The sequence below is a fragment of the Paraburkholderia sp. Ac-20336 genome (genome assembly GCF_017105025.1).
In the GTDB taxonomy this organism is placed as follows: Bacteria; Pseudomonadota; Gammaproteobacteria; order Burkholderiales; family Burkholderiaceae; genus Paraburkholderia.
Window position 1 is genome coordinate 1 of the sequence record NZ_JAAGPS010000182.1, and the last position, 10,514, is coordinate 10,514.

Annotated in this window: 10 protein-coding genes; 6 read left to right on the forward strand and 4 right to left on the reverse strand. The window is 65.5% G+C overall.

Features of this window, described 5'->3' with window-relative positions:
• On the reverse strand, window positions 1–638 hold a 638-nt coding region (locus GXB81_RS28875; protein ID WP_205990996.1), incomplete at its 3' end, for a nitronate monooxygenase.
• Window positions 639–957: 319 nt separating this feature from the next.
• On the opposite strand from GXB81_RS28875, the gene GXB81_RS28880 reads away from it, so the two are divergent.
• Together GXB81_RS28880 and GXB81_RS28885 are read left to right on the forward strand one after the other, a co-directional pair.
• Window positions 958–1,656 carry a dienelactone hydrolase family protein gene (locus tag GXB81_RS28880; RefSeq protein ID WP_167282266.1) on the forward strand — a complete coding sequence of 233 codons (699 nt, stop codon included), beginning with the start codon at window positions 958–960 and terminating at the stop codon, window positions 1,654–1,656.
• A 227-nt stretch (window positions 1,657–1,883) separates the two neighbouring features.
• Window positions 1,884–3,425 carry an amidase family protein gene (locus GXB81_RS28885; RefSeq protein ID WP_205990997.1) on the forward strand — a complete coding sequence of 514 codons (1,542 nt, stop codon included), beginning with the start codon at window positions 1,884–1,886 and terminating at the stop codon, window positions 3,423–3,425.
• A gap of 77 nt (window positions 3,426–3,502) precedes the next feature.
• Here the strand turns inward: GXB81_RS28885 and GXB81_RS28890 are convergent, their stop codons facing one another.
• The 3 genes from GXB81_RS28890 to GXB81_RS28900 form a co-directional block, all read right to left on the reverse strand.
• Window positions 3,503–3,814 (reverse strand): high-potential iron-sulfur protein, encoded by a 312-nt coding sequence (locus tag GXB81_RS28890; protein ID WP_167042230.1) that lies wholly within the window; start codon window positions 3,812–3,814, stop codon window positions 3,503–3,505.
• A gap of 262 nt (window positions 3,815–4,076) precedes the next feature.
• Window positions 4,077–5,183 carry an NAD(P)/FAD-dependent oxidoreductase gene (locus tag GXB81_RS28895; RefSeq protein ID WP_205990998.1) on the reverse strand — a complete coding sequence of 369 codons (1,107 nt, stop codon included), beginning with the start codon at window positions 5,181–5,183 and terminating at the stop codon, window positions 4,077–4,079.
• Between the two features lie 427 nt (window positions 5,184–5,610).
• Window positions 5,611–6,588 carry an AAA family ATPase gene (locus GXB81_RS28900; RefSeq protein ID WP_205990999.1) on the reverse strand — a complete coding sequence of 326 codons (978 nt, stop codon included), beginning with the start codon at window positions 6,586–6,588 and terminating at the stop codon, window positions 5,611–5,613.
• A gap of 349 nt (window positions 6,589–6,937) precedes the next feature.
• Here GXB81_RS28900 and GXB81_RS28905 point away from each other — a divergent pair, with 349 nt between their 5' ends.
• The 4 genes from GXB81_RS28905 to GXB81_RS28920 form a co-directional block, all read left to right on the forward strand.
• The gene (locus GXB81_RS28905) at window positions 6,938–7,552 is read left to right on the forward strand and encodes a hypothetical protein (protein WP_205991000.1); all 615 of its coding nucleotides are present in this window, start codon (window positions 6,938–6,940) and stop codon (window positions 7,550–7,552) included.
• A 76-nt stretch (window positions 7,553–7,628) separates the two neighbouring features.
• Window positions 7,629–8,426: an endonuclease/exonuclease/phosphatase family protein gene (locus tag GXB81_RS28910; RefSeq protein WP_205991001.1), complete on the forward strand. Its 798-nt coding sequence runs from the start codon at window positions 7,629–7,631 to the stop codon at window positions 8,424–8,426.
• Window positions 8,427–9,012: 586 nt separating this feature from the next.
• Window positions 9,013–9,783 carry a ferredoxin--NADP reductase gene (locus GXB81_RS28915; RefSeq protein WP_167282260.1) on the forward strand — a complete coding sequence of 257 codons (771 nt, stop codon included), beginning with the start codon at window positions 9,013–9,015 and terminating at the stop codon, window positions 9,781–9,783.
• A gap of 430 nt (window positions 9,784–10,213) precedes the next feature.
• Window positions 10,214–10,514 (forward strand): histidine kinase (locus tag GXB81_RS28920; protein WP_241016564.1); only part of this gene is annotated, 301 nt, incomplete at its 3' end.

Sequence of the window (10,514 nt, forward strand, 5' to 3'; positions counted from 1 at the left end):
CCGCTCGCGTCGACGAGTTGCGGCACGAGCGCCATCGTGCCGATGAGCGCATCCTCGGCCGCACCGATGAAGGTGCCGCGATGCGCGCCCGCCTCGGCGCCTTGCGCGGCGATCGCATCGGCGCCCGCGTCGCGCCACGCGACACCCTCGGCGACATGCGTCGCAGTCCCGATCACATACTGGCCGTTTGCATGCAAACGATCGACATCGGCGGCGGCCAGCAGTCCGAACGTCAAGCCCACCACCGGCACGCGCAATTCGATCAGCGTTTCGAACTGCGCGCGGAAGTCCGGCGCATAGCGTTCGAGCGCCCGGCCGGGCGGCAGGCCGAGATCGGCGCGCAGCGGATCGATCGCGTCGAGCGCGCGGCGCACGGTGGCTTCGTCCGGCGAGGCGGGATCGAGCACGAACAGGTTCACACCAAAGGGCCGCGTGGTCAGTTCGCGAATCGCCGCGACTTCGCTCGCGATCTTCTCCGGCTCGAGCGCCGCACCCGCGAGAAAACCGAGCCCGCCCGCATTCGACACCGCCGCGACCATCGCCGGCGTGGTCGCGCCGCCCGCCATCGGCGCCTGCACGACCGGCACGCGCATCTGAAAACGCGCCGCAAACGGCGTCACAAAATTGCCCTCATTCATGATCGGTTTCCTTTCCGGCGCAAGGCCGGCCATATCTGTGCAAGAGGCTCGCCACGCGTTCGCGTGATGCGCCTGCCGGCGCGAGCCGATACGGCCGACTCTACCCATATGCGCGCCGCCGGAGAAATGAATTATCGAGAATGTTTCAATCGCCTGACGAGAATCGTGGCGCGCGAAGCAAGCCGCAAGGCCCCGCCCAGCCCTGCTGCAAGGCGGTTCTTTTGATGGCACACTAAGCGCCCGCCCGAGGCCGGCCGGCCTTTGGCGTTCCGACTACCCCGACCTCGCGCGGCGCCCGCGCGAGTCAATGGAGAACAGCATGAGCACGACTTCCCGATGGATCGACATCCCCGCCGGCAACGACAGTTTCGGCGGCTACCTGGCGCTGCCGAAGGGCGGCAAGGGACCGGCCGTCATCATCATTCAGGAAATCTTCGGCGTGAACAGCCATATCCGCTCGGTCGCGGATCAGTACGCGCAGGACGGCTATGTCGCGCTCGCCCCGGACGTGTTCTGGCGCGTGCAGCCGCGCGTCGAATTGACGTATGAAGGCAAGGACCGCGAAAAGGGCATCGAGCTGATGCAGAAGACCAAACTCGACGACGCGGTCGCCGACATCGGCTCCGCTGCCGCCGCATTGCGCGCGCTGCCGGAAGTGACCGGCAAGGTCGCGGCGATCGGCTACTGCTTCGGCGGCCGCCTCGCGTACCTGGCCGCCGCGGCCGGTTCGCTCGACGCCGCCATCGCCTACTACGGCGGCGGCATTCACACCCATCTGGATAAAGCCGCCAGCGTCAAGGTGCCGATGCAATTCCACTATGGCGAGCTCGACGCGCACATTCCGCTGTCCGATATCGGCCAGATTCAGGAGCGCTTCGCGGGCCGCGCCGACGTGCAGTTCAACATCTACCCGAACGCCGATCACGGCTTCAACTGCTCGGACCGCGCCTCGTACAACCAGCACGCCTCGGCCTTGGCGCACGGCCGCACGCTGACGTTCCTCGGCGAGCGCATGTAAGGAGCGCGGCGGGTCACGCCGGGCGCGTCACTCGGGTACGCTCGGCAAGACGGCGGGTCGGCGACACGCCGTCTTTTTCATGGGCAACCCTCAGCGAGACAACGCGCAACCCGGCGCAGCGCTTCATCGCCCGCGCGGACAGCCGGCCCGACTCGACGCGGCCGCCGCCTGCAGTCGACACCCGCAGTCGACGCGCAACCCAAACCGACAACGAGGCTTCCTACGCCGTGCACTCAGACTATCTCGCTCATGACGCCATCGGCCTCGCCGAACTCGTACGCACACGTCAGATCAGCGCGCGCGAACTGGTCGACGTCGCGATCTCGCGCACCGAAGCCGTCAATCCCGCGATCAACGCGGTCGTCCTGAAGGACTACGACGCGGCACGCCAGCGCGCCTCGCGCGACGACGCCCGCCGCGACGACAATGCGCATGGCACCGGGCGCCTCGACGGCGCGGACAACGCACACGCGGCGCTCGCCGGCGTGCCGTTTCTGATCAAGGACCTCGGCGCGCCGATCGCCGGGTTGCGCATGGCGATGGGCAGCCGTCACTATCGCCACTTCGTTCCCACCCAGGATGCGCCCGTCGTCACGCTCGCGAAAGCGGCGGGCCTGAACATCTTCGGCAAGACCAGTACGTCCGAACTCGGGCAGATGCCTTATACGGAGCCCGAACTATTCGGCGCGTGCCGCAATCCGTGGAATCTCGATCACACGCCGGGCGGTTCGAGCGGCGGCGCGGCGGCCGCGGTCGCCGCGGGCATCGTGCCGCTCGCGCATGCCTCGGACGGCGGCGGCTCGATCCGCATTCCGGCTTCGTGCTGCGGACTGTTCGGCCTCAAGCCGTCGCGCGGACGCGTGCCGCGCGCGAGCCCGCCGACCGCGGGCGAACTCGGCATCGATCACGCGATATCGCGCAGCGTGCGCGACAGCGCGCTGCTGCTCGATCTGCTGTCGGGCCACGCGGAGCGGCCGAGCGGCGCGCCCGGCACGTTTCTCGGCGCGACGCTCGACGCAACGCGCGAGCCCTTCAAACCGCTCAACATTGCTTACGTGACAGAGCCGATGCTCGCGCCGTCGCTGTCCGCCGATGCGCGCGCCGCGCTCGACGACGCCGCGCAACTTGCCAGCTCGCTCGGCCATCGTCTCGAACCGGTGTCGCTCGGCATCGATTTCGCGGCGGTCCGTCAGGCGTTTCTCACGCTGTGGTCGGTCGTCGCCGACGACATCGTGCTGAACGCGGAGCGCATCAGCGGCCACAAGCCCGTGCGCGGCGAGTTCGAAATTTCGACGTGGGCGATGGCGCACATCGGCCGCAAGCTTGGCGAACAAGGCTTGCCGGCAGCGCTCGAAGAACAGCGCCGCATCACCGAACGCCTTACCGATCTGCTGAACCGTTACGACGTGCTGCTGTGCGCGACGCTCGCGGCCGCGCCGATCAAGATCGGCGAGATGCAGCCCACGCAGTTCGAGCGCGTGCAGATGCGCGCGGTCACCGCGGTGCCGTTCGAAGGGCTGATGAAGAAGCTGCTGCTCGAAGCGTCGAACAAGGCGTTCGCGTGGGCAGGCTGCACGGAGCTATTCAACCTGAGCGGGCAACCGGCGATGTCGGTGCCGCTCTACTGGAATGCGCGCGGGCTACCGATCGGCGTGCAGTTCGCCGCGCGCAACGGCGCCGAAGCGACGCTGCTGCGGCTCGCCGCGCAACTCGAAGCGGCGCGGCCGTGGTTCGACCGGCGGCCGCCGCTGCTGAACGCGCGGCGATAGGCCGCCATCGAGAGTGCGCCGCGATGCTGCGGCGCACTCTCGCGCAAACCGGCCAATAACGTTGGCCCCGGCTTGCGTCAGGCCTTCTTGTTATACGCGCTGCACCACCCCTTCGCCGACACCTGCTTGCCCGCGAACATCGGACAGGCGCCGTAGGCATCGCCCGCCTTGCCCTGGAAGAAACTGCAGTTGCCGCAGTCCTGGCCTGCCGCGTATTTCGCGAACTTCGCCTTGTCGACTTTGCTCGCGTCTTCCTTGTAGCCGAGCGCCTGCGCGGTCGGATCGGCTTCGGTGACCTTCGGCGCATCGGCAAACGCCTGGCGCGACAGCGCGAGCGTCGATGCCACACCAATACTGGTAATCAGAAACGTACGACGGGACGATCTCATGGGGACTCACTCCATTTATATTGAACTAACGCCGTTCTGATGACGACGGTCCCCAAGCATAGCAACGAAGCCGGCGCGCGTGATGACTCAAATGGTGGAGATAAGCGGTTCGGTACGGGGAAGCGGTGCGAGCGGACCGGTGGAACGGGCCGCGACGCGAGGCAAGGCGCGACACTACGCCGCGCGCATTCGAGGTGCATTCGGAGCGCATTCGAGGTTCATCCGGGGCACACCCGCGCACACCCGCGCGCCGCGCGAAACATCAGCCGCGCCCGGCCAGCTCGCAAACGCGCTGCGCAATCGCGAGCGATGCCGTCAAACCCGGCGACTCGATGCCGAACAGATTGACGAGCCCGCGCACGCCATGCGCGGCCGGCCCCTGAATCACGAAATCGGCGGCGGGCTCGCCGGGACCGGACAGCTTCGGACGAATGCCCGCATACGCGGGCTGCAATGCGTCGTCGGGCAGCGCCGGCCAGTACGTGCGAATCGCCGAGTAGAACGAGTCCGCGCGCCGCGGGTCGACGTTGTAATCGATCGTGTCGACCCATTCGACGTCGGGACCGAAGCGCGCCTGGCCGCCGAGATCGAGCGTCAGATGCACGCCGAGGCCGGCCTCGTTCGGCATCGGATAGATCAGGCGGCTGAACGGCGCGCGCCCCGAGATGCTGAAGTAGCTGCCGCGCGCGAAATAGAGCGGCGGCACATGCCGCGCATCGAGTCCGCGAATCCTGCGCGCGAGCGCGTTCGCGTGAAGGCCCGCGCTATTGATGACGCACGCGGCGCTGACCGTGGTCGACGCATTGCCGCCGACCGTGACGACGAAGCGCCCGTTGCGCGCCTCGATCGCCTGAACCGGCGCGTGAAACGCGCACACTGCGCCGTCGCGCTCGGCGTCGCCCTGCAACGCGAGCATGAACTGGTGACTGTCGACGATGCCCGTCTGCGGCGAAAACACCGCCTCCACGCATTCGAGTGCCGATTCGAGCGCCTGCGCCTGATCGCCGCTGATGCGCATCAGGTCGAGCACACCGTTGTCGCGCCCCTTGGCCATGATGCTTTCGAGCTGCGGAATCTGGCTGCGCGACGTGGCGACGAGCAGCTTGCCGCAGCGCGAATGCGGCACGTTGCGCTCGACGCAGTAGTCGTACAGCATTTCGCGGCCGTGCACGCACAGCGCGGCCTTCAGCGAGCCGCGCGGGTAGTAGATGCCCGCGTGAATCACTTCGCTATTGCGCGAGCTGGTGCCCACGCCGATCGCCTCGGCCGCTTCCAGCACGATCACCTCGCGCCCGCGCGCCGCCAGCGCGCGCGCCGTCGCGAGGCCGATCACGCCGGCGCCGATCACTACGCATTCGATCTGATCCATATCCGTTGACGCGGCCTGCTGCGCCGCGCGCTGCCTCGTTCAGCCGATGGAGAGGAAGACAGGATGCCGCGCCTGCGTGCCGCGGTCCGCTCGCTGCCGAACGCCGCCGTCGAGCCCATGGCGCCACCTCTGTCCGCTCGTGTCCTGCTACCCCTGTCACGCAAAATTGTACGACGCGGTACAGACAGAAATGCCCGCAGTTCGCTCAACTGCGGGCATTTCTGTCTCGGGCGCGCACACGATGCGGCGGTCGGAAAGTTTCAGTGTATGTCGCCTGAGGGCTCGGTGCCGATTTACCTGCCCAAGATGTATCTCAAAAACAGCAATAATTGCTGCGACATTGATGTCGCACGACGTATGAATTGCCGCCTGTCGCCCGTCAAAGTGAGAAAAAGGCCGTTTTTTATCCAAAAAATGGCCCGAAAACTCAAAAACCAATCGGTTTTCGCCGGTTTCCGTAATCGAGGCGAATATCGGCGGGCTCGATCTCGTCGCGGCCCGCGATCCGCGCAGCCCCGAAGCCGTTCAGGATCGCACGGCGCATTTCCCGCGGCGAGGCGCGCTCGAGCGCGTCGAGCGTCGCGTCGCCGAGCAGCGCCGGGAAGCGCAGCCCCCAGTTGTGCGCCGAGCGGATCTCGTCGTAGATCGATTGCGCGATACGCCGCGCGCCGTCGTGGTCCGGCGGCGCAATCTCGTACACGTTCATGCGGTTCAGGATCGGCTCGGGAATCGCGCGCTCGTCGTTGGCGGTCGCGATCCAGATCACGTTGCCGGCATCGATCGGAATCTCGGCGAATTCATCGATGAAGCTTTGCGCGGTGTCGTGTTCGAGCAGCGCGTAGAGCGCGCCGAGCGGGTCGTATTGCGAGTCGCCGGTGGCCTTGTCGATCTCGTCGACCGTCATCACCGGATTTGCATAGCTGCCGTTCACGAGCGCATCGAACACCTTGCCCGGCTTCGCGTTCTTCCATTGCGACGACGCGCCCGACAGAATCCAGCCCGCCGTCAGCGAACTCATCGCGACGTACTGGTAGGCGGTGCCGAGCAGGCGCGCGAGCTGCTTCGCGAAATGCGTCTTGCCGATGCCGGGGTCGCCGAGCAGCAGCATCGGCATCAGTTCGAGCCGGTCTTCGGTTTCGAGGCACAGCGCGACCTGCTTGCGGATGTCGTCGAGCGGTGCGGAAAAATTGGGCAGCGCGTCGAGCAGATCGTCGATCGACGGCATGCGGTTCGGCTTCACGCAGAAACGCAGATTGCCGGTCTTCAGCATCTTCTCGTAGGTCGCGCGCAGCGCCTCGCTCGCGCCCTCGCCGAGACCGTTCAGCGCGGCTTCGACCTGATCGAGGTCGTACACCCGGCTGAACGAGGCCACGGCGATTTCCTGTTTGACCATTGCTGTCGTCATCGCTCACCCCGTCTTGCTGGTCCTGCTGCGGCGGCGCCTTGTGAGCGCCGGCTCAGGACCAGTGTAACGGCGGCGTGATTGCGTGCAAGCCAGCAGTCATGCGGCTCTGCTGCTAACAGCGCGGGCGTTTCAGGTGCGCCGCCGCGGCGCTTTCCAGCGGCCTCGAACGATTGCTTCGAAGATTCCCGTCCTTATCTGAAATGCATTGTTGCTGAACCGCTTTCCCGTTCGACGGGTCAGAAAACGTTGCGGCCATCAGGGGTAAGATGGCTCTCTGACCAACCGGCCACCGGCCTCGCAACTTACCTGCCCACTATGCGGGCCGACGCCGTGAGCGGAGATTCCTTCCATGTGGAAAACCAGTATCGTGGCCATGCTGCTTGGCGCTTCGTTGCTCGCACACGCGCAACAACGGCCGGCGCAGCAGGTCGTGCAATGGCAGTTGCAGGTGATGCAGGACGATCAGCAGGTCGACTCGTTCGAGGGCACCACCACCGTCGGCCAGGCGCACACGGATACGCATCATCGGGTCGTGCAGCATCACGTCGGCTGCAAGGACCAGCCGGCCGGCAGCATCGATCTGTCGCGCACGCTGACCGTCTCGCCGCTGCGCGTGGACCCGGAGGGCGTGACGATGTCGATCGAGACGCAGGAAACGCTCGAAGACGCCGCCCCCCAGCGCACCGACATCGGCTGCAAGCTGCCGCCGCAACCGCGTCTGGTGAGCGGAAGCCATCCGGGCCTCGTCGTGCCGCCGGATCAATGGGCGAGCTGGACGATCGTCGCGAGCAATCCGAAGCTGGTTTACCGCTTGCATGCGAGCGTGGTCGCGAACGGCAATGACGGTACGAACGGCAGTGCGAATGACGGTGCGAACGGCAGCGCGGCCGGTGCGCCGAACGGCGATACGAACGGTAGTCCGAACAGCCACGCCGCCAGTACGCCGAACGGCGCATCGAACTGACCTGGCCGACATGCACGGCGCCCCCGAACAACGCCTCTTATCGAAGCCTTCAAACAGAACACGTGGATAACGCGGCATGCGAAACCCAGAAGAATTGATCCGCGAGAATCTCGCGCCGAACGATTTCGTCGCGGTGAGCTGGAACCTGCACAAGGGCCGCACGCCGCTCGGCTTTCAGGCCTGGCAGGCGATGCAGCGCTGGGTCCAATCGACCCACGCGGACGCCTATTTCCTGCAGGAAGCGATGGCGCGGCGCATGCCGTCGCCGGTATTGGCGAGCAGCTTCGGCGCGCCGATGGACGATCCGCTGACCGACGTCTGGCACTGCCAGGCGACCGAGATCGCCCGCTCGCTCGAACTCGAAGTCGCGCTCGGGCCGAACGTGTTCAAGCCGTCGTGGCGGCATGGCAATGCGATTCTGTCGCCGCATCCGCTCGATCTCGGCGGCCGCTGGGACATCTCCGCGCATCGCTTCGAAAAGCGCGGCCTGCTGGTCGCGCGCGCGACCTTCGGCGGGCACCTCGTCACGCTGCTGTGCGCGCATCTCGCGCTGACACGCCCGGCGCGCCTGCGGCAGATGAACTGGATCGCGCACTGGATCGCCAAGGAAGCGCCCGACGGTCCGCTCGTGCTGGCCGGCGATTTCAACGACTGGCGCAACGACTCGGTGCCGCTCTTTCGCGAACACGGCCTGCAGGAAGTCGCGACGCTGCTCGGCGAACCGGCACGCACGTTTCCGGCGTTCTCGCCGGCGCTGTCGCTCGACAAGATGTTCGTGCGCGGCATGCAGCCGGTCGAATGGATCCAGCCGACGCAGGAGACCGCGTGGCTGTCGGACCATTTGCCGTATATGGCGCGCTTGCGGCTCGAATGAGAATGAGCCGGACGGTTATTTTGCGCGTCTGGCGTCATCAAAGCATAGACGTCAAAAATCCTTTTCTTATAAAGCCCTAGCTCGCCATGTGGCACTTCACAACGGTAACTGTGTACCTAAAAAAATCACTAAGCGGACAGCGTAAACACCTGCAAGCCCCCGCACGCACCCCGCCGCCAGCGCTGCCTTGCCCGCCCCGTTTGCCAGTTTTATCAGCAGGGTCAATGCTGCAGCGCAAGCCGCCTTTCGGTATGATCTCGAAATTGTCGTCCGCGCGGCGCGCTGCTTTCGCGCAAGCCGGACAGCCGATGGCAGCCGCCCTGCGCGGCACTCGCCGAATCGCCGTACCCCGCTGAAGCACGGCCGCACTCACGCCAACGTACTTTGCGACGCCGGACAGCCGGTGGCGCCGCTTGCCTGGCGGCAACCCGCTTCGCCACGCTCAACCGCCGCGGCCCGCCCAGTAGGCGCGGTAAAATAGCGGATTGCGCGTGATTCCCGACCACGGGTTAGCGCAGCATCGCCCTTGCCGTGCCGGCCGGCTCAGACGACTGGCCGCCTTTGTTTTCGCACTATCCAAGAAGCCATGAGCAACCTCAATTCACAAACCGTCCTGAGCGTCCATCACTGGACCGATACGCTTTTCAGCTTCACCTGCACGCGCGACCCGTCGTTCCGCTTCGAAAACGGCCAGTTCACGATGGTGGGCCTGCCGGTCGACGGCAAGCCGCTGATCCGCGCTTACAGCCTCGCCAGTGCGAACTACGAAGAACATCTCGAATTCCTGAGCATCAAGGTGCAGGACGGCCCGCTCACCTCGCGTCTGCAGCACCTGAAGGTCGGCGACGAAGTGCTGATCGGCAAGAAACCGGTCGGCACGCTGGTCGCCGACAACCTGCTGCCCGGCAAGACGCTGTGGCTGCTCTCCACCGGCACGGGCCTCGCGCCGTTCATGTCGATCATCAAGGACCCGGACATTTACGACCGCTACGAGCGCGTGGTGCTCACGCACACCTGCCGTTTCGTCGACGAACTCGCGTACAAGGAATACATCACCGAGCACTTGCCGGCACACGAGCACCTCGGCGAGCTGGTGCAGGAAAAGCTGCTGTATTACCCGACCGTCACGCGCGAGGCGTTCCAGAACCGCGGCCGCATCACCGAGCTGATCGAAACCGAAAAGCTGTTCGCCGACCTCGGCGTGCCGGGCTTCTCGCTCGAAAACGACCGCATCATGCTGTGCGGCAGCCCGCACATGCTGCGCGACACGCGCAAGCTGCTCGACGACGCGGGCTTCAAGGAAGGCAGCAACAACGACCCGGGTCACTACGTGGTCGAAAAGGCCTTCGTCGGCTAGGCAGGCAATACCATTCGCGGCCTTTCGGCGCCGCGAATCCCGCAAAAAGGAGCCTCCGGGCTCCTTTTTTGTTGCCGTTACAAATCGCCGTGAATCATTTCACTTTCCCTGTCGGCATTATTCCTACAGACGGCGATGCGAAATACATCAAGCAAAGTATGAAAAATCGTCGCTAACCGTTGGTGTGACTGCATTTTTTCTTTTTTTGAGATATTATCGCGCCGCCAGTTACGACGAATCGGCTAGCCTCTCATGGTCCGACCTAGTTGTTACCGAATGTAAATTTCGTTACGTTCCGGCATAGTGATCTGTCTGTTTCACGCTCGTGCGACGGACGCACCCGAAGGCCTGAGAATCGCACGCGTTCTTCCTTCGCGCTGCCTGTCCGCGCCCGCTTCGCTGTCCGCATCGCGTCCTGAGAGGGAAAATCATGGATTCGTCGACTGCCGTCCCGTTCAACGCGCAGCCAGCATCGCCCGCAGCGCGTGATGGCGTCGACGCGCCGTCGCGCGCCGCGGTGCGCGAACTGGAACAACTGCGCGCGCGGGTGCGCGAACTGTCGGCCGAACTCGTGCAGGCACAGGAAAGCGCGCGCCGTCACGTCGCTCGCGAACTGCACGACGGCGTCGGCGCCGAGTTGACCGCGACACGCTTCGCGCTCGCCGGCATCGAAACCTGGCTGCCCGCCGACGCGCCACCGCAGTGCTCGGCCGCACTCGCGGTCGCGAACC

What these genes read in the sequence shown, in the direction of transcription:
- GXB81_RS28880 (WP_167282266.1), top strand. Translation starts at nt 958, where the DNA reads ATGAGCACGACTTCCCGATGGATCGACATCCCCGCCGGCAACGACAGT.
- GXB81_RS28890 (WP_167042230.1), bottom strand. Translation starts at nt 3,814, where the DNA reads ATGAGATCGTCCCGTCGTACGTTTCTGATTACCAGTATTGGTGTGGCA.
- GXB81_RS28895 (WP_205990998.1), bottom strand. Translation starts at nt 5,183, where the DNA reads ATGGATCAGATCGAATGCGTAGTGATCGGCGCCGGCGTGATCGGCCTC.
- GXB81_RS28900 (WP_205990999.1), bottom strand. Translation starts at nt 6,588, where the DNA reads ATGACGACAGCAATGGTCAAACAGGAAATCGCCGTGGCCTCGTTCAGC.
- GXB81_RS28905 (WP_205991000.1), top strand. Translation starts at nt 6,938, where the DNA reads ATGTGGAAAACCAGTATCGTGGCCATGCTGCTTGGCGCTTCGTTGCTC.
- GXB81_RS28910 (WP_205991001.1), top strand. Translation starts at nt 7,629, where the DNA reads ATGCGAAACCCAGAAGAATTGATCCGCGAGAATCTCGCGCCGAACGAT.
- GXB81_RS28915 (WP_167282260.1), top strand. Translation starts at nt 9,013, where the DNA reads ATGAGCAACCTCAATTCACAAACCGTCCTGAGCGTCCATCACTGGACC.